This window comes from Actinomadura sp. NBRC 104425, assembly GCF_030269545.1.
Classification (GTDB): Bacteria; Actinomycetota; Actinomycetes; order Streptosporangiales; family Streptosporangiaceae; genus Spirillospora; species Spirillospora keratinilytica.
The window spans coordinates 248324-271294 of record NZ_BSTN01000007.1 but is presented as its reverse complement, the minus strand read 5'-3'; the positions used below and the strand labels follow the sequence as shown (position 1 = coordinate 271294).

The following is a 22971-nucleotide window of genomic DNA, read 5'->3' as shown; positions in this document are numbered from 1 at the left end:
GGCCGAAGACCCGCTCAGGCGCCGACGTACGCCGCGAGGTGCTCGCCGGTGAGGGTGGAGCGTTCGGCGACGAGCTGCGCGGGAGTGCCCTGGAAGACGATCCGGCCGCCGTCGTGGCCGGCGCCGGGGCCGAGGTCGATGATCCAGTCGGCGTGGGCCATGACCGCCTGGTGGTGCGCGACCACGATGACGGACCTGCCCGCGTCCACCAGCCGGTCGAGCAGGCCGAGCAGGTTTTCGATGTCGGCCAGGTGCAGGCCGGTGGTCGGCTCGTCCAGCACATAGACGCCGCCCTCGTCGCCCAGGTGCACGGCGAGCTTGAGCCGCTGCCGCTCGCCGCCCGACAAGGTCGTCAGCGGCTGGCCGAGCCCGAGGTAGCCGAGCCCGACGTCCACCAGTCGGCGGAGGATGGCGTGCGCGGCCGGAATGCGCGCCTCGCCCGCGCCGAAGAACTGCTCGGCCTCGGCGACCGGCATCGCCAGCACCTCGCTGATGTCCCGGCCGCCGAGGCGGTACTCCAGCACCGACGCCTGGAACCGCCTGCCCTCGCACTCCTCGCAGGTGGTCGAGACGCCGTGCATCATGCCAAGGTCGGTGTAGACGACCCCGGCGCCGTTGCAGGCGGGGCAGGCGCCTTCGGAGTTGGCGCTGAACAGGGCCGGCTTGACGCCGTTGGCCTTCGCGAACGCCTTGCGGATCGGGTCCAGCAGCCCGGTGTAGGTGGCCGGGTTGCTGCGGCGCGAGCCGCGGATCGGCGACTGGTCGACCGACACCACGCCGACGTTGGCGGGCATGGAGCCGTGCACGAGCGAGCTCTTGCCGGACCCGGCGACGCCGGTGACGACGACCAGCACCCCGAGCGGGATGTCGACGTCGACGTTGCGCAGGTTGTTGGTGTTCGCCCCGCGGATTGCGATCTTGCCGTTCGGCGTGCGCACCCGGTCCTTGAGCACGGCCCGGTCGTCCAGGTGCCGGCCGGTGAGCGTGCCGCTGCCGCGCAGCCCGTCGACCGAGCCCTCGAAGCAGACGGCGCCGCCGTGGGTGCCGGCGCCGGGGCCGAGGTCGACGACGTGGTCGGCGATCACGATCGTCTCCGGCTTGTGCTCCACGACGAGCACGGTGTTGCCCTTGTCGCGCAGCTGCAGCAGCAGGTCGTTCATGCGCTGGATGTCGTGCGGGTGCAGGCCGGCGGTGGGCTCGTCGAACACGTAGGTGACGTCGGTGAGCGCGGAGCCGAGGTGGCGGACCATCTTGACGCGCTGCGCCTCGCCGCCGGACAGCGTGCCGGACGGGCGGTCCAGCGACAGGTAGCCCAGGCCGATCTCGACGAACTTGTCGAGGGTGTGCTGCAGTTTGGTGAGCAGCGGCCGCGCCGACGGCTCGTCCAGCTCCCGCACCCACTCGGCCAGGTCGCTGACCTGCATCGCGCACAGGTCGGCGATGTTGGCGCCCTTGATCTTCGACGACCGGGCCGGTGCGCTCAGCCGGGTGCCGTCGCACTCGGGGCAGACGGCGAAGGTGGCGATCCGGTCCACGAACGCCCGGATGTGCGGCCGCATCGACTCCCGGTCCTTCGCCAGGAACGACCTTCTGACCTGGACCACCAGGCCCTCGTAGGTCAGGTTGATGCCCCCGATCTTGACCTTGGTCGGCTCCCGGTAGAGGAAGTCGTGCAACTCCCGCTCGGTGTAGTCGCGGATCGGCTTGTCCGGGTCGAGGAACCCCGACTCGGTGTAGAAGCGCACCGACCAGCCACCCGCCTTGAAGCCGGGCACGGTGATGGCGCCCTCGTTGAGCGACTTGTCCGCGTCGTACAGCTGGGTGACGTCGATGTCGGAGACCGTGCCCCGCCCTTCGCAGTCGGGGCACATGCCGCCGGTCCGGGTGAAGGTCACCTTCTCGGTCTTCTTGGCGCCGCGCTCGACGGTGACCGCACCGGCCGCCCGGACCGACGGGACGTTGAAGGAGAACGCCTGGGGCGAGCCGATATGCGGCTCCCCCAGGCGGCTGAACAGGATGCGCAGCAGCGCGTTGGCGTCGGTGAGGGTGCCGACGGTGGAGCGCGGGTCGCCGCCCGGCCGCTCCTGGTCGACGATGATCGCGGTGGTCAGCCCGTCGAGGACGTCGACGTCCGGCCGCGCCATCGTGGGCATGAACCCCTGGACGAACGCGGTGTACGTCTCGTTGATCATCCGCTGCGACTCCGCGGCGATCGTCGAGAACACCAGCGAGCTCTTGCCCGAACCGGAGACCCCGGTGAACACCGTCAGCCGACGCTTGGGAATTTCGATGCTGACGTCCTTCAGGTTGTTCTCGCGCGCGCCGTGCACGCGGATCATGTCGTGGCTGTCGGCGATGTGCGCCGGGCGGCTCTCGTGAGCGGCGGTCTCCATGGCGTTCACGCTAGGCGACGTCCGGGCGTGGAGCTTCCCTTCGGCACCGGATCGGCCCGATCGGTGCCGCACCGCCGCCCGGCGGTTCAACGCGCCAGGACGCGGCGGGCGATCTCGTCGCGTTCGGCGGCCTCCTGCGCGGCGGCTTCCTTCTCGGCCGCGATGCGCCGGTCGTAGGCGTCGCGGGCCTCGGCGATCTGCTGCCGGTGCTCCTCGGTCCAGGTGACCAGGGCGCGGATGGTGGCGTGCAGGGTCTGCCCCATCGGGGTGAGGGCGTAGTCGACGCGGGGCGGGACGGTGGCGTGCACCGTGCGGCTGACCAGGCCGTCGCGTTCCAGGCAGCGCAGCGTCTTGCTCAGCATGCGCTGGCTGATGCCGTCCACCTCGCGGCGCAGCTCGGTGAAGCGCATGGGGCACTGGTCGAGCAGCGCGATGACGAGCAGCGACCACTTGTCGGCGATGCGGTCGAGGATCTGGCGGACCTCGCAGTCGGCGCGCGTGTCCCACTGCCTGGCCTCGCTGTCGGTATCCCCGCAGTAACCAAGGGACCGGGAAGTTCCGTCTTCCATGGTCGGCAATAGTTCCTGATGATGCTGCCGGTTACAAGAAGGAACCGATGGCGGGTTCGTCACGGACCCGCCCCTTTTGGAGGGGAATCCCCATGTCCACAGCGCAGTCGCCACCCGGCCAGGTGGACCGCATGGACGCGCGGGCGCTCGGCCTGCTGTTCGTGCTATGCGGCGCGATCTTCCTCGAGGGCATCGACATCGCGATGCTGAACGTCGCGCTGCCGTCCATCCGGGCCGACCTCGGGCTGTCGACCGGCACGCTCAGCGGCGTGGTCAGCGCGTACGTGCTCGGCTACGGCGGTTTCATGCTGCTCGGCGGGCGCGCCGCCGACCTGCTGGGACGCCGCCGCATGTTCCTGTGGTGGCTTGCGGTCTTCGTCGTCTTCTCCGGCCTCGGCGGCCTGGCGACCGAGGGCTGGATACTGCTGACGGCCCGTTTCGTCACGGGCGTGGCCGCCGGGTTCATGGCCCCCGCCGGGCTGTCGCTCATCACCACAGGGTTCGCCGAAGGGCCCGTCCGCGACCGTGCCCTGCTGCTCTACGCGGGGACGGCCGCGGGCGGCTTCTCCCTGGGGATGGTCGTCGGGGGGCTGCTCACCGCCGTCCACTGGCGCTGGGTGTTCTTCGCGCCGGTCGCGTTGTCGCTGCTGATCCTGCTGGCCGGCGTCCCGGTGCTGCGCGCGCTACACGGCGACCGGACGGCCCGGCGCGGATTCGGCGACTTCGACCTGGCCGGAGCCGTCACCGTGACCGGGTCGATGATGCTGCTGGTGTACGGGGTGGTCCGGCTGGAGCACCCCGCCGACGGGTGGGGCTGGACGGCCGCCGTGTTCGCCGCCGGGCCGGCCCTGCTCGGCGCCTTCGTCGCGATCGAACGGCGCGCCGCCGCGCCGCTGGTGCGTCCGGGCGTGCTGCGCTCGGCGCCGCTGGTGCGGGCCAACCTGGCCGCGCTGCTGCTGACCGGCGGCTTCTTCGGCTTCCAGTTCCTGGTGACGCTCTACCTGCAGGAGGTGCGGGGCTGGTCGACGATCCAGACCGGGCTGGCGATGGCGCTGCTCGGACTGGACGCGGTGCTGGCGCCCACGCTGACGCCCGTGCTGGTCCGCCGGTTCGGCAACATGCGGGTGATCTTCGGGGGATTCGTGCTGGTCACGCTGGCGTACGCGCTGTTCCTGCGGGTGGAGCAGGACTGGCCCTACGCCGCCATGCTTCCGTCGGTGCTCCTCATCGGGGTGGCGTTCGCGATGGCGTACGGGCCGATCACCATCGCCGCCACCGAGGGGGTGGACGAGTCCGAGCAGGGCCTGGCCGGCGGGCTGCTGTACACGGCGTTCCAGTTCGGCGCCGCGTTCGGTGTCTCCGCCGTCACCGCGGTGCACGTGGCCGCGCTCGGCGAGGCCGGCGGCTCGTCGACGGCCGGGGTGGACGCCGTCCGCACCGCGCTGGTGGTGCCCGTCGTCATGGCCGCCCTCGGCACGGTCACCATCAGCACCGGCCTGCACCGCCGCACGGCGGCCACCGTCGACACCCCCTCCATCCCCGCCGAGCAGCAGCCGACAAGGAGCGCCTGATGGCCACGAAAGTGTCGTCGTTCGCCGCGATCCGCGACGCGTTCGACTCCTACATCGGTGACATCGTGTACGCGACCATGACCACGGTCGACGCGAAGGGGCGGCCGCGCGCCCGGGTGCTGATCCCCGTCTGGGAGGTCGTGGACGGGCGTCCGCTGGGCTGGCTCGCCACGTTCAGGACACCGGTGAAGGCGGCGCACCTGGCGAACAACCCGCACACCACCTTCTCCTACTGGTCACCGCGGCAGAACGCCGTGTACGTCGACACCGTCGCCGAATGGGTCGAGGACATGGACGTCAAGCGGCGCGTGTGGGACCTGTACCGCAAAGGCAGCCCGCCCGGCGCGGGCTACGACTGCGGAAACTTCTGGCGGGGGCCCGCCGATCCGCAGTTCCACGTCCTGCGCCTGGAGCCGTGGCGCGTCCAGGTGGTCCGCGGCACCGACCTGCACAGCCGCATGTGGCGGTCCTGACCGAGCGGAACGGCCGGTGGAGGGCGCCATCCCTCCACCGGCCGCGACCGGCTGTGTCACCTGCGCTTGGCCTGGCGTGCGACCTGGGCGGTGACGCGCTCGATGGCGCGGACGGCGACACGGGGCTGGTCGAGGTAGATGTAGTGCTCGCTTTCCGTGGCGGTGCTCAGCCTGCCGCGGCTGGACAGCGCGAGCCACTTGCGCTGGCCGGCGGCCCAGGCCCGCTCCAGGCTCGGCCCGTACTCGGGGATGGCCGCGAGGTACGGCTTCCCGTGCTGGATCACCTCGACCGGGATCCGTCCGGCGGAACGCACCTTCCCGTCGGTGATGACGAGCTGCTCCGGGTTCTGCCCCTGGAACACCGCGAGGTTCTGTGCCCGCAAGTCGGCCGCCGCTCCCGTGGCGGACTCGGGGATCGCCTTCTTGATGTCGCTGAGCATCGTCGGCGAGGTGGCGTCCATCAGGACCAGCCCCTTGACCCTGTCCCGGTGGTCGGGGGCGTACCGGGCGGCGATCAGCCCGCCCAGCGAGTGCCCGGCCAGGACGACCGGACGGTCGCCGGCGACCCGGTCGAGCACCCCGGTCAGGACCTTCCCGGTGCTGGAGAAGGTCTGCGGGCCGTCCGGCTGGTCGCTCGCGCCCTCGCCGAGCCGGTCGTAGGAGCACACCCGGTTCTTCTTGCTCAGGGTCTTCTGGAGGGCGGCCATCTTGTCAAGCCCGTCCCCCATACCGGGCATCAGGACGATGACCGGCCTGCCCTTCGCCGGGACGCCCGTGCAGGACACGTTCACCGCCCGGCCGTCAACATCGATCTTCTCGGTTCCGAAGATCGGCTCGGCCTTGCGCGCCGTGGAGGCGAGCGGGGCCTCGTCCGCCAAGGCGCTGCCGCCGCCGACCAGCCCCGCCCCGAGCACGGTGCCGCACAGCGCGACCACAACGGAAGCCTTGATCTTGCCGAGCATGTTCTCCTCCAGAACCGGCGCCGAGCCGAATCACGCGGCGCTGTGACGGAAAGGGCGGCCGGACCGTCCCGGCCATGCCGAAAAGCTACGGAATCGACCGCCCGGGAATCGTCACCGCCAGGTGGACATTCGCCGGTAGCTCGCACGGGGGACAACGTCGCCGCGGGCCGGGCCGACCGAGCCCGCTATCCGACTTTTGCTCCGCCGCGGCCGCTATGACCGCTACCCTCTCCCAGTGATCGACCTACGGAAGGTCCGGGATGAATGGCGGCGGTGCGACGTCACCGTACGTGACCTTCCGCTCGCACTGCTGCTGGCCGTCACCTCGCTGCTGCCGGCGTTCCACGGCTACGAGACGCAGGTCGGCGACCTGCCGCCCCGTCCCCTCGACGCGCTGGCCTACGGGGTGCTCGCCCTGGAGTGCTTCCCGCTGGCCGTGCGGCGGCGGTGGCCGGCCGTCTGCCTCTACCTGGTGTCTTTCGCTTTCATCGTCGCCGAGCTGCGCCGCTACCACCTGGTCGCGGGCACCGCGCTGCCGTTGGCGTTGATGAGCGCGGGCGCCCATCTGGAGCGGCACCGGCGCCTCACCGTGATCGGGCTGTCGGCGGCGTACGCGCTGATGGCGGTCGCGCTGGACCGGCTCGGCTCGACCGAGGGGGCGGCGGGCTTCGTGACGTTCTACCTGGCTCTGGCGGGCACGTGGGGCGCCGGGGCCTGGTGGCGGTCCACGCGGCTGGCCGAGGCGGAACGCCGCCGCCGCGTCGCCGAGGCGACCCGCGCGGCCGAACGCGCCCGCATCGCCCGCGACCTGCACGACGTGGTGAGCCACCATGTGACGGCGATGGTGGTGCAGGCCGAGGCGGCCCGGTATCTGACCGCCGCGCCCGACCGTTTCGACGAGACTTTGCGCTCTGTGACCGATGCCGGGCGGCGCGCCATCACCGACCTGCGGCACCTGCTGGACGTGCTCAACCCCGACCACCAGGGCGCCGCCGACAGGACACCGTCCACCGGCGACCTGCACGCGCTGGTGGAGCAGACGCGCCAGGCGGGGCAGCCGGTGGAGTTCACCATGGAGGGCACCCCGGCACGGGCCGGCGGCAGCGCCGAACTGGTGGCCTTCCGGGTGGTGCAGGAGGCTTTGACCAACGCCCTCAAGTACGCCCATGGCAGCCGCACGGCGGTCGGCGTGCGCCATGGCGAGAAGGAGATCACCGTGGAGGTCAGCACCGACGGCACCGGTTCGCGCGCCGCGTCCCCCGGCGGAAGCGGGCGGGGCCTGGCCGGGCTCCGGGAACGCATCGACGCGTTGGGCGGCGACTTCACCGCGGACCCGCAACCCGACGGCGGCTTCCTCGTCCGCGCCCGCATCCCAAGACAGGACCAGGGTGCGTCCGGTGGATCGTGATGGTGAACACCAGGGCCGGGTACCCCGCCGCATGCGCGGCCAGAGCCACCCCTCCGCGCCGGCCACCGGGACGGGTAGCGGCATGTTCTCAGCTGACCGCGTCGCTCCCGGCACCGTCCACGTCCAGCACGCGAGGTGCTGCGGCCCGGCCGAGCCTACTGAGTCTGCATCAGCAGGCGGCCATGGCGGAACCGCTCCGCCTCGTGGGGCTCGCGCAGCACACGGCCGACCTCGGTGAAACCGGCCCGGCGTGCCAGCGCGGCCATGTCGTCGACCGGCCACCGGTAGGCTGGCGTCACCTTGTGGTCGAAGACCGTCACCGGGTCGCCCTCGGACTCGAAGAAGGCGAGCAGCAGGTGACCGCCCGGCGCCAGCACCCGCCGGAACTCGCTGAAGTACCGCGGCAGCTCCTGCGGCGGCGTGTGGATCACCGAGTACCAGGACACGATGCCGGCCAGTTCCCCGTCGGCGAGGTCCAGGGCGTCCATCGAACCGACGTCGAAGCGCAGGTTGGGATAAGCCTCGCGGGCGAGGTCGATCATCGCCGGCGACAGGTCGATACCGAAGACGTCCAGTCCCAGGCCGTGCAGGTGCGCCGTCACATGTCCGGGGCCGCACCCGAGCTCGGCGACGGGTCCTCCTCCGGCGTTCCGTACGAGCTCGGCGAACACGGCGAGCGAGGCGCGGTCCAGCGGCTGGTCGTCGAGCGCGTCCCGGAAGAGCTCGGAGTAGAGGGCGGCGACGGCGTCGTAGGCGTCCGCTGTCGTCCTGAGATAAGAGGCGGCTTCGGTCACGGGCGACGATCCTAGGTCCCGCGCGCCGCCCAAGACTTCGAACCCGCTCACGGCTCCGGCGACATCCCGACGGCGGTCAAAGGACCGCCTCTGGTGCGGGCGCCTGCTCGGCGGAGCGGTCAGTCCCGGCGCCCCGGCTTCTCGCTCTGGTCAATGGTCGCGGACGGCGATGTCGGTGTTCAGCGCGGTGGCGACAGGCACCAGGCCGCGCAGGGGACCGAAGCGGCGGCCGCGGCGGTGTCGATGCGCGTGACTCGTCTGAGCAGGTCGGCGCTGCTGACGTCCAGCAGCACCGTGCCCACGGCGCCGGCTTTCGGGCTGCGCTGCATAAGGTGGTCGTGTGCGGAGAGCGGCGGCCGACACGTCCCCGGCAGGCGGGGCCCCTGCCCACCGTGGGGTGGTCGGGACGTCTTCGGTGGGCAGGGGGCCGGGTCAGAAGTCCTCGTCGAAGGAGACCGAGCCCTCGATGCCGACCTGGTAGGCCGAGACGCGGCGTTCGAAGAAGTTGGACAGCTCCTGCACGTCCTGCAGCTCCATGAAGGCGAAGGGGTTGGCGGTGCCGTACCGGCGGGGCATGCCGAGGCGGGTCAACCGCTGGTCGGCCACGTATTCGAGGTAGGCGCGCATGTCGGTGGCGCTCATGCCGGGCAGTCCGTCACCGCACAGGTCGTGCGCGAAGGCCAGTTCGGCCGCGACCGCCTCCTCCAGCATCTCGGTGACCTGGGCGGTGAGCTCGTCGTCGAACAGTTCCGGCTCCTCGGCGCGGACGGTGTCGACGACGGAGAACGCGAACTCCATGTGCATGGACTCGTCGCGGAACACCCAGTTGGTGCCGCTGGCCAGGCCGTTGAGCAGGCCGCGCGAGCGCAGCCAGTAGACGTAGGCGAACGCGCCGTAGAAGAACAGTCCCTCGATGCAGGCGGCGAAGCAGATCAGGTTGAGCAGGAACGCGCGCCGCTGCTCGGCCGTGTCGAGTTCGTCGAGCTGTGAGATCGAGTCGATCCACTTGAAGCAGAACTCGGCCTTCTGCCGGATGGAGGGGATGTGCTCGATGGCCGCGAACGCCTGCCTGCGCTCCTCGTCCTCCTTGAGGTAGGTGTCCAGGAGCGTCAGGTAGAACTGGACGTGCACGGCCTCCTCGAAAAGCTGCCGCGACAGGTAGAGCCGCGCCTCCGGCGCGTTCACGTGCTTGTAGAGGTTGAGCACCAGGTTGTTGGCGACGATCGAGTCGCCGGTGGCGAAGAACGCGACGAGCCGTCTGACCAGGTGCATTTCGTCGGGGGTGAGCTTGTCCAGGTCCGGCAGGTCGGAGGCGAGGTCCACCTCCTCGACGGTCCAGGTGTTGCGGATGGCGGCCCGGAACCGTTCGTAGAAGCCGGGGTAGCGCATGGGACGGAGGGTCAGGTCCATCCCGGGGTCGAGCAGGGTCACTGGCATGCCTCGCAGATCTCGGGGTTCTCCAGGGAGCAGGCGGTCACCGCGGTGTCATCCGCGGTGTCACCAACGGTGACGGCGGGAGCGGTGGCGGCGACCGTCGTCTGGGCGATGCTGGTCGCGGGACGCGATCGCAGGTAGTAGGTGGTCTTGAGGCCGGCCTTCCACGCGTAGGCGTACATCGAGGAGAGCTTGCCGATGGTGGGGGTGGCCATGAACAGGTTCAGGGACTGGGACTGGTCGACGTAGGGCGTGCGCGCGGCCGCCAGGTCGATCAGCGCCTTCTGGGGGATCTCCCAGGCGGTGCGGTAGAGCCGCTTGAGCTCGTCGTCGAGGCCGGGGATGTGCTGGATCGAGCCGCCGCCGCGCTTGATGGCGTCCCGGATCTGTTGCGTCCACTTGCCGACGGCGCGCAGGTCGGCGACCAGGTAGCGGTTGATCTGCAGGAACTCGCCGGACAGCGTCTCGCGCTTGAACACGTTGGAGACCTGCGGCTCGATGCACTCGTAGCAGCCGGCGATGGACGCGATGGTCGCGGTCGGCGCGATCGCGACCAGCAGCGAGTTGCGCAGCCCCACCTCGGCGACGCGCCGGCGCAGCGCGTTCCATTCGGCGGGCTTGCGGTGCGCGGCCGGGAAGTGGTCGGGGTGCAGCACGCCGCGGGCCGCGCGCGTCTGGCCGAACGCGGGGTGCGCGCCCAGTTCCTCGGCCAGGTCCGCCGAGGTGTTGTAGGCGGTCAGGGCGATCTCCTCGGCGATGGCGGTGGACAGCTCCAGCGCCTCGGGCGAGTCGAACGGCAGCCGCAGCGTGAAGAACACGTCGGCCAGGCCCATCACGCCCAGTCCGATCGGACGCCACTTGGCGTTGGTCGCGGCCGCCTCCGGCGTCGGGTAGTAGCCGCGGTCGATGGTCCGGTCCAGGAACCGGACGGCCACCCGCACGGTGTCACGCAGCTTGGCGAAGTCGAAGCCGTCCGGGGTGACGTGGCAGGCCAGGTTCACCGATCCCAGGTTGCACACGGCGGTCTCGGTGTCACCGGTCACCTCGAGGATCTCGGTGCACAGGTTCGACAGGTGCACCACGTTGCCGGGCTCGGCCGTCTGGTTGCAGGTCCGGTTGGCCGCATCCTTGAAGGTCATCCAGCCGTTGCCGGTCTGGGCCAGCGTGCGCATCATGCGGCCGTACAGGCGGCGCGCCGGGACCTGCCGCACGTATCGGCCCTCGGCCTCGGCACGGCGGTAGGCGGCGTCGAACTCCTCGCCCCACAGGTCGGTGAGCTCGGGCACCTCCTTGGGGTCGAACAGCGACCAGTCGGCGTCGGCCTCCACCCGCCGCATGAACTCGTCGGGGATCCAGTTGGCCAGGTTGAGGTTGTGGGTACGGCGCTGGTCCTCACCGGTGTTGTCGCGCAGTTCCAGAAACTCCTCGACGTCGGCGTGCCACGGCTCCAGGTACACGCAGGCCGCTCCCTTGCGGCGGCCGCCCTGGTTGACCGCCGCCACCGAGGCGTCCAGTGTCCGCAGCCACGGGACGATGCCGTTGGAGGTTCCGTTGGTGCCGCGGATCAGCGACCCGCGGGACCGGATCCGCGACCAGGAGATCCCGATCCCGCCGGCGTACTTCGACAGCCGCGCCACCTGCCCGTATCGCTCGTAGATCGACTCCAGCTCGTCGCGCGGGGAGTCGAGCAGGAAGCACGACGACAGCTGGGGGCGGCGCGCGCCGGAGTTGAACAGCGTGGGCGACGACGGCAGGTACTCCAGCCGCGACATCAGCTCGTACAGCCGGGCGGCCTCGTCGACGGTGTCGGACAGCCCGCACGCCACGCGCATCAGGAAGTGCTGCGGGCGTTCGATGACCTTGCGGGTGTGCGGGTGGCGCAGCAGGTAGCGGTCGTAGACCGTTCTCAGGCCGAAGTACTCGAACCGGTCGTCGGCGGTGTCGTCGACGAGCGCGTCCAGCTCGGCGGCGTGCGCGGCGACGAACGCCGCGGTCTCGTCGCTCAGCAGGCCCTGCTCGTGCGCCAGACGCACCGAGGAGCTGAACGTATCGACGCCCTCCCCGGCGGCCTCGTCCCGGATCAGCTCGGCGAGCAGCGCGGCCGCGACCCGGGACTGGCCGGGATCGGCGCCGACCCGTGCGGCGGCCTCCCGGACCGCCAGTTCTCGGTCGTCGACGGTTGCGGAATCAGTCATCTGCTCTCCCATCGGGCTGCGGGCGCGCTGGAAGGTGGGCACGGCGCACCCACCCACCGGCCCGCCCTCGCAGGCTCATGGTCACTTGCGGTCGCGGGCGGGTCTTCGGACTCGGGGCACCGTCCACGGGCCTACCGGCCGTCGCTTTCCGGGCCGTGCAGCCCGGCGCTCCGGTGACGGTTGTCGTCCCCCGTCACCACTGCGGGGCAGTCCCGCATGCACACGGGAATGCCTCTCGCGCCGCCCCATGAGGGGCGGACCCGCGACGCCCCGAACTCTACATCTAGTGGCGGGAGAGAATGCAACACCTAGATGTTGTGCGTGTTACTCGGGACGGCGTGATAGAACATGCATGATCGAAAACGCCGCGGCAGCGGAGACGCCCGCCTGTCCCCGGCCTCCGGCCATGCGGGCCGGCGGCCGGTTTCCGCGCGAGCGGGCCGCCACGACACCGGCGGACGACCGGGTCCAGCACGCCGATCGCAGCGGACACCGAGGAGCACGTGTGAGTGTGGATGCCGGCCTTCCGAGGCGGCGAACCGGCGCACGACCGCCTGCCCGACCCGGCGCGGACTGATGGCCGCCGGGCCGAGCAGGCGCGCCGCGGCCCGCCGCCGGGCGCCGGAACCGCGGTCGGCGTGAGGCTTCGCAGCAAGGCCCCGTCCAGGCACGCGTTCACTCGGCGATGGTGGGCGGCTCAGTGAGGAACGGGCGGACCTCCAGCCACTCGTGGATCGGCCTGCCGCCCGCCCCCGGAGCGGCCGACAGCTCCCCCGCCAGCTCGATGGCGCGCTCGTAGCCGTCGACGTCGACCACCATCCAGCCGGCGATGAGGTCTTTGGTCTCGGCGAACGGACCGCCGGTGACCGGCGGGCGCCCCTCGCCGTCGTACCGGACGAACGTGCCCTCGGGGGCGAGCGCCTGGGCGTCGACGAACTCGCCGGTCTCCTCCAGCCGGGCGGCGAAGTCGCGCATGAACTGCATATGGGCCGAAATCTCCTCCGGCGTCCACTTGTCCATCGGCACGTCGTTCACCGGAGCCGGGGCGCCCCGGTAGTGCTTGAGCAGCAGATACTTGGCCATCGTGGTTCTCCTCGGTGCTGGCGGCCATTTCGGTCGCGTGTACCCCGGGAACGGAGCCGGTCACGGGTTCTCGACATCACCGCCCGAACTTTTCCGACCGCCCGTGAAAGGAGCCCGCGCAACCCGCCTCCGCACAACGGGGGAGTGCCGCGATACGGCCGCAGGAATGTCTGACCGATAGGACCGCCATAACCGGACTCGTCCGGTAATAAGCTCCCCTTGCGTGGGCAACCAGGACGAGGGGCGGCGGCGTGGGATCTGTTGAAGACGCGAAACGGCTGGTGCGTTACCTGTGTTGTGACACCAGGACCGCCAAGTACGGGCCCTTCGAGGAGTTCGACGACGAATCCTGGCACGAGCTGCTAAGCGGCTGCCTGTTCTCGACCCAGCTGCTCACCCCGGACGAGCACGACCCCAAGCTGGTCGACCTGCAGATCTATCTCGGCCTCTCGGAACTGGGCGGGCTGCTGTGGAGCCAGGAGGTCCGGGCGCTGTCGCGGGTGTCGGGCCTCGGGCATCCGGCGCTCCCCCAGCTGCTGTCCGGGGGATACGAGGACGCCGAGAGCATCCAGGCCACCGGCATCAACGTCGACGGCGTCGCGTTCGTCGCCACGGAGGGCGCCGACGACACGCTCGCCGAGAGCGGCAGGACGGAGGTCTACCGCAACGACCGGGTGGAGGCGCTGCGCCAGTTCGCGCATCTGGCCGACGGCCTGGCCGTCCTGCACGACCTGTGCCTGTCGCACCGCAACCTGTCCCCCTGGACGATCGACGTGGTGCACGGCGGCGACAACGAGCCGCCGACGCTGCGGCTCGCCAGGTTCGAGCTCAGCTCGTTCGTCTCCAGCCTGCTCAGCGGCACCTCGGTGGACTCAGCCCTGGACCGCTCGCAGCTCGCCAGGCTCGTGCTGAACCGGGGCCCGGAGCCGCTCGCCTACCTCGCCCCCGAGAGGGTGCGGCACCTGCTGGCGACCGAGGAAGACGTCACGCAGGTGGAGAGCGCGAAGGCCGACGTGTACTCGCTGGCCGCGATCGTGTGGGAGTGGTTCGTCGGGCCGTTCCCCGTCGAGCTGCTGCCGGACGCCGTCCCCGAGGACGAGCCCGCGATGCGGGCGGTGCGGGAGCGCCTGGACGAGCTGAACCGCCGGCTGCGCCGCGACCTGCGGGCCACCGCCGTGCCGGAACCCTTGCGCGCGCTGCTGCACCGCATGCTCGACCCGGTTCCGGCGGGGCGGCCGACCGCCGCGGAGGTCGTCAACGACCTCGGCGCCGCCCACGACGCCATCCTGAGCTGGTACGGCGACGTCGACAGCGAACGCCCCTACCTGGTGGTGCACATGCCCACCCACAGCCAGGCCACGTTCGGCAACTGGGGCTGGCTGACCTACGGCACCGACACCCCCGAAGGCCTCCGGGAGCTGCACGACCTGATCGTCACCGACCTGCGGCGGGCCCGGATCGCGCACTCGCCGAGCGGCGCCGAACCGTTCGTCGAGGGCGGCGAGATCGAGCCCAAGCGCCGGGCGACGGTGATGCTGGTCGGCGAGCGCGTGGTGTGGTTCTGCGAGCCGTACCGGATGCCGGACCCCGCCAGCGGGCAGCCCTCCGGCACGCCGCTGGACGAGGCGCTGGTCATCAAGTACGTCGCCCGCCGCGACCTGGCCGCGGTCCGCACGAAGCTGGACGATCTGCTGCCCGCGTCCCGGCCCCGGCTGATGCCGGAGTTCAAGCTGATCAAGCACGGTCTGCCCCGGGCGGTGCTGCGCAGGGAGCTGAAGGACAGGCCGTCGTGGAAGCCGCTGCTGGACAGCGTGCGGCCGGCCGGCAGGGTGTCGCAGGCGGAGTTGGACTACCAGCGGGCCATCGACTGGCTGCTGGAGTTCCAGGGCGTCGAGCTGCAGGCGCGGTGCTACCCGTACCGGGTCGATCGCGCGCCGGGGCAGGGCGGCGAGGTGTTCGTCTACTGGGACCGCGAACGCGACCGCGAGCGCATCCACCGGTCCGCCCTGTTCACCAAGTACGTGCGCCAGCCCGGCCTGCGTCCGGCGTTCGGCGACTTCTTCGACAACCTGGAGAACGAGGACGGCAGTTCGGCGGTCGAGCTGTTCACCAGCGAGACCGGCCGCAAGCACGAGGGGTCCCGCAAGTCCCGCGCGACCGTCGTCCGCAGGGAGGGGCCCGACCGGATCGTCATCCGCCGGGAACCCGACGCGCCCCCGGTCCCGCAGCAGGGCTGGATCCGCCCCGCGGACGACATCGGCGCCGAGGCGGTCCAGCGGCGGCAGGCCAACGCCCGCTGGGAGCTGTTCGCGCTGCGCCCGCTCACCAGCCGGCTGCGCAACCCCGAGGCGATCCGCATGCCCGACCGCTGGCCGACGGCCGGCAAGGATCTGATCGGCAGCGGGCCGGGCGCGGTCCAGGACATGCTCCGGTTCGACCCGTTCTTCGCGCTGCAGGGGCCGCCCGGCACCGGCAAGACGACCGTGACGTCCCGGGCCATCGCGGCGTACCTGGAGCAGGAGCCCACCCACCGTGTCCTGGTGTCGGCGCAGTCCAACTTCACGTTGGACAACCTCGCCGTCCGCATCCTGCGCGACATCGGAGCCATGGACGACGACGGCCCCACCGACCGGGGCGAGAACGTGCCCATCGCCCTACGGGTGAAGTCGCAGCGCGCGACCCCCGACAAGGACGTCCAGCCGTGGCTGCGCGACAACCTGGTGGTGCGCCAGGCCCGGCAGATCCGGGCGCATGTCGAACGGCAGCTCGCCCGCGGGGTGGACGACCGGCTGCGGCCGGTGCTGTCGGACTGGCTGGCGCTGCTGCGCGACGACGGCGGCGAGTCGGTCAAACCGGAGCTGGCCGACCGGCTCCAGCGCGGCGCCAATATCGTCTTCGCGACCTGCGGCACCGCCACGCCCCACGACATCGGGGTCACCGCCGGGGCGACCGCGTTCGACTGGGTGATCGTGGAGGAGGCCGCCAAGGCGTGGCCGACCGAACTGGCGATCCCGCTGGTGCGGGGCACCCGGTGGACGCTCATCGGGGACCAGTCGCAGCTGCCGGCGCACCGCCGGGACGAGGTGGTGCGCTTCCTCGACTCCTGCATCGGCGACCCCAACCCGGCGGTCGCGGTCCCGGCGGACAAGCGGCAGGCCTACATCGACGCCTTCGACCTGTTCCGGCACCTGTTCGACGCGGGCGAGCGGCCGACGCTCGGGCCGCGGCCGGTGTCGCAGCTGACCACGCAGTTCCGCATGGCCCCGCCGATCGCCGAGGTGGTCAGCCGCGTCTTCTACAACGACGGCCGCGGACCGCGCAAGGACGGGCTGCCGAAGGGGCTGCTGGAAACCGGCCGCGAACCCGACCCGCTGCCGCTCCAGGCGCCGGGGCGGCTGCGCGGACGCTCCCTGGTCTGGCTCGACACCGCCGACATGCCGAACTGCTGCGAGCGGCGGCACTGGTCCAACGACGGCGAGGTCGAGATCGTGTGCTCGCTGTTCCGCGAGCTGCGGCCCGAACCGCGGCCGAACCGCGACGGCTACAGCGCCGAGCCGGTGGCCGTCCTCACGCCCTACCGCCAGCAGCTCCAGAAGCTCAAACGGCACCGCGACCTGGAGCCGTACGCCTACACCGTGCACGCGTTCCAGGGGCGGGAGGCGGACATCGTCATCGTCTCCCTCGTCCGCGACAAGATGCACGGCGACGGCACGGCCGCCGCGGCCGGCTACGGCCATCTCGCCCGCCCCGACCTGATCAACGTGATGTTCTCGCGTGCCAGGAAGCTGCTGGTGATCGTCGGCAACTTCGCCCACTTCCAGCGGTATCGCGACGACGACGGCGACTTCTGGCAGCTGGTCTGCCGGGGCGTCCAGCAGTACGGGACCGTCATGAACGCGGCGGAGGTGTTCAAGCCGGTGGAGGCCAGGTGAGCGAGACGCGGGTCACCGTGTACGTGCCGTGCGACGTCGTCGAAGTCCAGGTCCGAGTGGGCTACGGCGACTCGCTGTCGTCGATGGAGGAGCTGGTGCTGCGCGCCGTCCACGCGGGGCTGAACGACGTCGCGCAGCTGTCGACGGCGCTGGGGCTGCCCCGGCGGCTGGTCAACGACTTCGTCTACGACCTCTGGCGTCACGACCACCTGGTCATCGACCCGGCGCGGCGCACCGTCGTGGTGTCGGACGAGGTCGCCCGCCACCTGGACGCCGGCGAACCCGAGCGGCTGCGCGGCGCCGAGGCCACGCCGGAGACGCTCGAACTGATGGTGGACAAGCTCACCGGTCTCGTCCGGGCGGCCGCCGGGCCCATGCGGCCGGGCAATTGGCGGATGACCGTCCCCGTCGAGGACAGCGACTTCCGGCTGCAGGATGCCAGGGAGGCCGACGTGCTCGCCGCGCTCAACGCCGCGCAGCGCCGGCGCCGAGGGGACGACGCGGCGGAGGAAGGCCGCGCCGGCGCCTCCGTCACCGGGCGGACGCGGCGGGTCCGGTCGTTCCGGATTCCACCGCGCGACCTGCAGCAGTCCGCGGGCCGCCGGTGGACCCCGCTTCAGGTGGCCCCGGTGTGGGACGAGGACTCCGAACGGCTCGTCGTGACCGTCACCGATGAGACGTACCCGGCCGAACTGCGCGAACCGGCGTCCGAACGGCTCACCCGGCTGGCCGCCGAGTTCCCCACCAAGCCGGTCTTCGTGGAGCTGCGCAGGCTCGCCGAGGCCCGGCTGGTCGAGCCGCCGTCAGCGGAGTCGGTGCTGACCCGCCTGGAGCAGCGGGTGACCGGCACCGTGGACATCCCCGCCGGTCAGCGTCTCAACTGGCACGACGAGCTGACCGCCGAGGCCGACCGGCTCGACCGGCTGCTGCGGGCGCGCGTCGACCGGGAGCTGCCCGCGCAGGTGGTGCCCGGCGACGCGCACCCGGAGACGGTCGTCGGCCTGATCCGCCAGGCCCGCACGCAGCTGGTGATCGCCGGCCCCTGGCTGACCTACGGCGCGATCAGCACGGTGCTGGACGAGCTGGACCGGGCCGCCGACCGCGGTGTCGTGATCGTCCTGCTGTGGGGCGCCGACCGGGACTCGCTCCTGGAGGACCAGGACGACAAGGTGCGCAACGCGCTGTACGACCTGAAGGCCGACCGGCCCGGCGGCCCCAGGCGGCGGGTCGTCATTCCGGAGACCTCCGTCGGCACGCACGCCAAGGTGCTGCTCGCCGACGACCGCGCGGCGCTGGTGACCAGCCGCAACCTGCTGTCGTCCAGCGGCGGCCTCGCCGAGGTGGGCGTGCTGCTGCGCGCCCGAGGGCCGGGGCAATGCGCGCCGATCGAGGAGCTGCTGCGCTGGGCGCGCCGCTCGGTGCCCTCCTACGACCAGGCGCAGCTGCTGACCGTGCGGCACGCCGACTTCGTGGCCGCCGCGCGTCTGCACGGCGAGGAGCCCGACGACCCCGAACCACTGGACGAGCCACCCGCCGCCAACGTCGACCCGCCCGACGAAGACCAGGCGGTCGCCCCCGCGTCCGTGCGGATCTGGGCGGAGGGATGGCAGGCGCACCTGCGGCAGTGCCGCGACTTCCTGTCCTCCCGGGCGCTTCCGGACGTGCGCGTGGTCACCGACGCCACCCACCGCGACCTGCTGTGGGTGGCGCTCCGCCGCGCCGCGCGCCGGCTGGTGATCGCCTCCGACGGGGCGTCGGCCGAGGTGATCGACGACCGGTTCGTCAACGCGCTGCGCGGCTGCCTGGACCGCGGCGTCGCCACCACGCTGGTGTACGGCGGCCGCAACGCCCGCGGCCGGGCCAAGGCGCTGGCCCGTCTCGAAGCGCTCCGCGGCGACTACCCCGGGCTGCTGACCCTGATCGGCCCGGAGGCCGGGAACGGCCGCGACAACCACGCCAAGGTGCTGGTCTGGGACGACGACGCGGTCGTCGGCAGCTTCAACTACCTGTCGTTCGAGGGCCGGTACGGACGGCAGCGGCCGGCCTCCGAGCTGAGCGTCCGGCTGACCGGGCAGGAAGCCGCCGACGCCGTCGCGACCGCGGTGGGAGCCGCCCGGGTACCGCGCCCCGCCGACCGGCCGACGACGGGGCCGGCGGCCCCGTCGGGCGCCGCCTACGCCGCCGCGCAGCGGATCATCGCGGGGTACCGGGCGGACGCGCCCCTCGCCGAGCTCGTCCGGGACGTCCTGGCGGCCGCGCCCGACCCCTGGCAGGTGCTCGACGCCCTCACCGAGGACGCGCCGGCCGGGGAGACGGCAGCCGACGACTCCCTTGCGGGGGACGTGCCGGACGCGGCCGCCCCCCGCGACCTGCTGCGCGTCGTCGCCGCCCGGTGCCTGGCCGACCACCGCGACCGAACGGACGAGGCCGTCTCCGCACGCTGGCTCACCTGGCTGATCCGCGACCGCTGGCAGGAGGGCGCGTTCGTCGAGGCGGCGGTGCTGCGCAGGACGCTCCCCGACCGGTCCGCCGCCCCGACGGCCGCCCTGGCCCTGCTCGGCGCCGCACGCGGAACTCCCGACTTCCCCCAGGTCCTCGACGACTTCGTCGTCGAGGACCTGCGGCCCGCGGAACGGATCGTGGGCGTCGCGGCGGCGGCCGCGGGAACACTGCTCGGCCCCGTCGCGGACACCGACCCCCTGGACGTGGTCGCCGACGGCCTGGTGGCCGCCGCGTCGACCGCCTGGACCGAGGACGACGCCGAGGCATGGGCCGGCGTCTGGGCCGACTTCGCCGCACAGGTCCACGCCTACTGGCACGGGGACGGCCAACGCCCCGGCGCCTACCAGGCCGTCCCGCTCGACGTCATGCGCGCCGCCCTCGGCGGCGCCGAGCTCGAACGCTCCCGGGCCGAAGCGTGGCGCATCCTGGACCGGCTGCTGCGGCACGCCGCCGCCAGCAACTTCAACCACACCGTCAGCAACCGTACGCACCACAGCCTGTTCGACGAGGCGACCGGCGAGTTCGCCCGGCTCCGCCGGATCCTGGACGAGCGCGCCGACGCCGACGCCGCGTCGCTCCCGGCCGCCGAGCGGGACGCGCGCGCCGCCGAGGCGCTGCGCGACTGGCTGGACGCCCTGCCCACCCTCGACATGGCGGACTTCGTCACCGCGGCGAGCGCCAAGGTGCTGCGCAAGCAGTACACCCCGATGCAGGGAAGCCACCTGCGCAGCTATGTGCAGCGGTTGGACCCGGTCGTCCAGCAGGTGCGGCACATCGTGGAGGACCACGGCCGCGCCGACACCGCCGAAGCCGCCGCCCTGCCCGGCGAGACCGCCGAACTCGCCCGCTGGCTGGCCGGCGCCTGGCCGAGCCTGGAGGACTCCGCGGCCCGCCTCCCGGCGGCCGAGGCCCGGCTCGCGCGCGAGTTCCTGACCGATCTTGAAGACCTGATGAGGTGGGGGGCCGACCATGGATGAGACACTCGCCGGGATCATCGGCCGCTGGCCCGGCCGCTGGCGGCATCCGCTCCTGGTGGCGGAACTGGCACGCACACCGGCTGCCGCCCTCGACGACGACCGCGTCGCCGGGCTCGTCCTGGCCGGTCTGGCCGCCCCGGCCACCGAGGCCGAAGGCGTGCGCAGGCTGATCAAGGACGGCGAGTTCACCGCCGTGGAGGCGTTCCTCGCGCAGGCGACCGGCGACGCCGGGGAGTGGAGCCGCGACGTCCCCGGGCTGTTGGAGGACGCCCGCAAGGCGGCCCGCGCCGAAGTCGCCCGCGAAGCGGCGGTGCTGCGCGAACGCGCCGAGCGCATCGGCCTCGCCCCCGCCGACCTGTCCGACGCCGAAACCGCCGCCGGGCACCGCCGCGCCGAAGCACGCCGGATGCTCGACGCCGAGAAGCAGCGGCTCCGCGACGCCGAGGACGCCCTCGCGGCGGAACTGAGAAGCCGCCTGGACGGCCCGCAGGACCCACGCGCCGAGGCGCTGGAGGCGTGCCTGGCGGCGGGCGAACCGGCCGCCGCCCAATGGCTGCTGGACAACGACCGGGGGGACACCGGGCCGGGCGGCCCCCGCACCGTCCCCCGCGCGCCCCGCTGGCCCTGGTACGGCCACACCGCCGCCGAAGCGCTGAGCTGGTACGACGACGGCGCGCAGCTGCCGTTCCCACAGCTCGACCGGTTCGTACGGGCGCGCCGCGACCCAGGCGCCGCCGCCGTCCTCGACCGGCTCCGGGCGCTCGCCGCGCATCCCGACGCGGCCGCCGCCGAGACGTTCGCCACCGCGCTCAGCGAATTCCTCGGCGGCACCCCGCGGCCCGCGGTCCAGGAGCGGGACGGCGGTTTCGCCACCACGCTCGACTGCCTGGACGACACACGGCTGCCGCGCCTGTCCCTGCTGCGCGGGTCCGGCGTCCCGCTCTGGATCGCCGACGCCGATACTCCCCCGCCGGCCGACCTCACCCCGCCGATCATCTGGTTCGTCCCCGGCAACGCCGAGGAGCTCACCGCACCCGCCGGAACGGCCGTGCTCGACATCCCGGGGCTGCTGTGCCTGCTCGCCCCGGCGGACGACCATCAGCCCACCAGCGTCCCCTACCGCCGCGTCAACCTGCTGCGCGCGCTCGTCCCGCAGCTCGGACTGGACGCGGTGACCGACCCGGCCGGGGGGCTCGAACTGAACGACGCCCGCCCCCGCGAGTCGCTGGCCTGGCTGCTCGACCTGCTCGGCATCGGAGCCCACGCCGTCGTGCTCGACGCGCTGACCTACGAGACCGGACGGCACCCGCTGGCCGTCCCCGCCGTCCTGGCCCCACTGCTCGACGCGCTGCGCGACCGGGGCGCCTACGAACTGGTCACCGCCGACCTGGAGGCGATCCGCACCCCCGAGGCCCGCGCCCGGCTGCGCACCCTGCTGCTCGCCCCGCTGGACGCGGCCCAACGGGCCGTGCTCGGCCTCGCCGGCGCCCTGTTCCCGTCCGCCCCCTTCGACGCCGCCGAACTGGCGTCCTGCGCGCACCTGGTCGGCCTCCCCGAAGAAACCGACCCCGAGCAGATCCTCCAGCCGGTCACGACCGCCGACGCGCTTGTGACCGCGCACTTCCTCGAACACGTCGGCGACCAGTACCGGCTCGCGCAGTCAGGGATCGGGGACCTCGTACGCGGCGGAGCGGGCTGGAACCCCGCCGAATTCGCAGCAGAAGCCCTCACCCGACTCCACTGAGCCCGCCCCCGCCCCCGAATCACGATCACACCGGAGAACGGGGCTGAGAACGTCCACGGCGGCGCGGAGCGACAGAACGCCGCTTCCACCTCCGCGTCCTAGGACCTGTTTCGAAGTGTGGTGAGTGGCGGCATGTCGCACGCCGGACGCAGTGAGGCATCGCGGCCACGATCTGCGAACCGGCCGATCAGGCCGACCACCGGCGCCGACGCGGCGTGCGCGGTGGCCGACCACCCGGGTTCGACGAGCTCGCCGTCCGCTACCAGGCCACCGTCCACATCGCCGCCATCAACGAACGGCTCTGGCCAACTTCGAAACATGCCCTAGTAGTCGACGTATCAAAGAGCCACGCCAGCCTTGGAAAAGCGCGGCCCGCGCTGCGGATGCCGGGCTCGCGGACCAAGCGCGGAAGGAGTCGATCAGGGCATCGGCGGCGGCTGGTGCGGCGGTCGCGGCGAGACCGGCAGGTTCCGCTGAGCGGCGGCGAGGCCCCCGTGTGGTCGTCGGACCCTGCGCCGCGGGCGCCGCACGCGGCCCCATACGCGGACACCATCGCCCTTGTCGGCCGGTCCAGGGCGATCAGGGCGGCGGTGAGGCTTGGCCGGGGGCGGTGCCGGGCCAGGGCGGGCGACCCCGGCGCCGGGCGCGGTGACGACGAACCAAGCCGCTGGGCACCTGGACGCCCAAAAGCCACCCCCACGAACTAGGCCGAGGACGAACGCCGCGAGGCCGGCGGCGCGGGGCCGCCGTGCGCCGAAACAGGCGACTTGGCCTCACGGACCCCAACGTGCTCAGGCTTCCCGCCCGGTGTCCGCGGATGAGACGCAGCGGTGGGGACGCCGTACCGTTGAGGGATACAGAAGAACCCCCGCTGCTTGCCGCAGGGGGGTCGTTCCGTCACTGTGAGGTGGAGACCGGCGTCACCACCCCTGAG

General features: G+C 72.2%; 14 protein-coding genes and 1 riboswitch. Of the genes, 6 read left to right on the top strand and 8 right to left on the bottom strand.

Going from position 1 to position 22971, the window contains the following annotated elements; translation table 11 throughout:
* Positions 1–14: 14 nt before the first annotated feature.
* On the bottom strand, positions 15–2393 hold the full coding sequence (locus QSK22_RS14135; RefSeq protein WP_285494581.1) for an excinuclease ABC subunit UvrA: 2379 nt from the start codon (positions 2391–2393) through the stop codon (positions 15–17).
* Between the two features lie 86 nt (positions 2394–2479).
* Positions 2480–2962: a winged helix-turn-helix transcriptional regulator gene (locus tag QSK22_RS14130; RefSeq protein WP_285494580.1), complete on the bottom strand. Its 483-nt coding sequence runs from the start codon at positions 2960–2962 to the stop codon at positions 2480–2482.
* Between the two features lie 92 nt (positions 2963–3054).
* Here QSK22_RS14130 and QSK22_RS14125 point away from each other — a divergent pair, with 92 nt between their 5' ends.
* Both QSK22_RS14125 and QSK22_RS14120 read left to right on the top strand, forming a co-directional pair.
* The gene (locus tag QSK22_RS14125) at positions 3055–4533 is read left to right on the top strand and encodes an MFS transporter (RefSeq protein WP_285494579.1); all 1479 of its coding nucleotides are present in this window, start codon (positions 3055–3057) and stop codon (positions 4531–4533) included.
* Entirely contained in the window at positions 4533–5006 is a 474-nt protein-coding gene (locus QSK22_RS14120) for a pyridoxamine 5'-phosphate oxidase family protein (RefSeq protein WP_285494578.1), read from the top strand. The genes QSK22_RS14125 and QSK22_RS14120 overlap by 1 nt, the downstream gene beginning before the upstream one ends.
* Positions 5007–5062: 56 nt before the next feature.
* On the opposite strand, the gene QSK22_RS14115 is transcribed toward QSK22_RS14120, so the two are convergent.
* On the bottom strand, positions 5063–5968 hold the full coding sequence (locus QSK22_RS14115) for an alpha/beta fold hydrolase (RefSeq protein WP_285494577.1): 906 nt from the start codon (positions 5966–5968) through the stop codon (positions 5063–5065).
* A gap of 235 nt (positions 5969–6203) precedes the next feature.
* On the opposite strand from QSK22_RS14115, the gene QSK22_RS14110 reads away from it, so the two are divergent.
* Positions 6204–7376 carry a sensor histidine kinase gene (locus QSK22_RS14110; protein ID WP_285494575.1) on the top strand — a complete coding sequence of 391 codons (1173 nt, stop codon included), beginning with the start codon at positions 6204–6206 and terminating at the stop codon, positions 7374–7376.
* Between the two features lie 155 nt (positions 7377–7531).
* Here QSK22_RS14110 and QSK22_RS14105 read toward each other — a convergent pair whose 3' ends face one another.
* From QSK22_RS14105 to QSK22_RS14085, 5 genes are all read right to left on the bottom strand, one after another.
* Positions 7532–8170: a class I SAM-dependent methyltransferase gene (locus tag QSK22_RS14105; RefSeq protein WP_285494574.1), complete on the bottom strand. Its 639-nt coding sequence runs from the start codon at positions 8168–8170 to the stop codon at positions 7532–7534.
* 179 nt (positions 8171–8349) lie between these two features.
* Positions 8350–8499 carry a hypothetical protein gene (locus QSK22_RS14100; RefSeq protein ID WP_285494572.1) on the bottom strand — a complete coding sequence of 50 codons (150 nt, stop codon included), beginning with the start codon at positions 8497–8499 and terminating at the stop codon, positions 8350–8352.
* Positions 8500–8602: 103 nt separating this feature from the next.
* The gene (locus QSK22_RS14095) at positions 8603–9607 is read right to left on the bottom strand and encodes a ribonucleotide-diphosphate reductase subunit beta (RefSeq protein WP_285494571.1); all 1005 of its coding nucleotides are present in this window, start codon (positions 9605–9607) and stop codon (positions 8603–8605) included.
* The gene (locus tag QSK22_RS14090) at positions 9598–11799 is read right to left on the bottom strand and encodes a ribonucleoside-diphosphate reductase subunit alpha (protein WP_285494570.1); all 2202 of its coding nucleotides are present in this window, start codon (positions 11797–11799) and stop codon (positions 9598–9600) included. The genes QSK22_RS14095 and QSK22_RS14090 overlap by 10 nt, the downstream gene beginning before the upstream one ends.
* Before the next feature lie 79 nt (positions 11800–11878).
* Positions 11879–12078, bottom strand: a riboswitch (cobalamin riboswitch).
* A gap of 396 nt (positions 12079–12474) precedes the next feature.
* On the bottom strand, positions 12475–12882 hold the full coding sequence (locus QSK22_RS14085) for a YciI family protein (RefSeq protein WP_285494569.1): 408 nt from the start codon (positions 12880–12882) through the stop codon (positions 12475–12477).
* Positions 12883–13133: 251 nt separating this feature from the next.
* Between QSK22_RS14085 and QSK22_RS14080 the strand changes: the two genes are divergently transcribed.
* Genes QSK22_RS14080 through QSK22_RS14070 form a run of 3 tightly spaced genes read left to right on the top strand, consistent with a single transcriptional unit; the run spans position 13134 to position 22037 of the window.
* A complete protein-coding gene (locus QSK22_RS14080; protein WP_285494567.1) occupies positions 13134–16814 on the top strand; it encodes an AAA domain-containing protein in 3681 nt (1226 codons plus the stop codon).
* A complete protein-coding gene (locus tag QSK22_RS14075) occupies positions 16811–20293 on the top strand; it encodes a phospholipase D-like domain-containing protein (protein ID WP_285494566.1) in 3483 nt (1160 codons plus the stop codon). Before QSK22_RS14080 ends, QSK22_RS14075 begins: the two co-directional genes overlap by 4 nt.
* Entirely contained in the window at positions 20286–22037 is a 1752-nt protein-coding gene (locus QSK22_RS14070; protein WP_285494565.1) for a hypothetical protein, read from the top strand. The genes QSK22_RS14075 and QSK22_RS14070 overlap by 8 nt, the downstream gene beginning before the upstream one ends.
* Positions 22038–22971: the final 934 nt, after the last annotated feature.

What these genes read in the sequence shown, in the direction of transcription:
- QSK22_RS14090 (WP_285494570.1), bottom strand. Translation starts at nt 11,799, where the DNA reads ATGACTGATTCCGCAACCGTCGACGACCGAGAACTGGCGGTCCGGGAG.
- QSK22_RS14095 (WP_285494571.1), bottom strand. Translation starts at nt 9,607, where the DNA reads ATGCCAGTGACCCTGCTCGACCCCGGGATGGACCTGACCCTCCGTCCC.
- QSK22_RS14115 (WP_285494577.1), bottom strand. Translation starts at nt 5,968, where the DNA reads ATGCTCGGCAAGATCAAGGCTTCCGTTGTGGTCGCGCTGTGCGGCACC.
- QSK22_RS14070 (WP_285494565.1), top strand. Translation starts at nt 20,286, where the DNA reads ATGGATGAGACACTCGCCGGGATCATCGGCCGCTGGCCCGGCCGCTGG.
- QSK22_RS14085 (WP_285494569.1), bottom strand. Translation starts at nt 12,882, where the DNA reads ATGGCCAAGTATCTGCTGCTCAAGCACTACCGGGGCGCCCCGGCTCCG.
- QSK22_RS14120 (WP_285494578.1), top strand. Translation starts at nt 4,533, where the DNA reads ATGGCCACGAAAGTGTCGTCGTTCGCCGCGATCCGCGACGCGTTCGAC.
- QSK22_RS14125 (WP_285494579.1), top strand. Translation starts at nt 3,055, where the DNA reads ATGTCCACAGCGCAGTCGCCACCCGGCCAGGTGGACCGCATGGACGCG.
- QSK22_RS14100 (WP_285494572.1), bottom strand. Translation starts at nt 8,499, where the DNA reads ATGCAGCGCAGCCCGAAAGCCGGCGCCGTGGGCACGGTGCTGCTGGAC.
- QSK22_RS14135 (WP_285494581.1), bottom strand. Translation starts at nt 2,393, where the DNA reads ATGGAGACCGCCGCTCACGAGAGCCGCCCGGCGCACATCGCCGACAGC.
- QSK22_RS14130 (WP_285494580.1), bottom strand. Translation starts at nt 2,962, where the DNA reads ATGGAAGACGGAACTTCCCGGTCCCTTGGTTACTGCGGGGATACCGAC.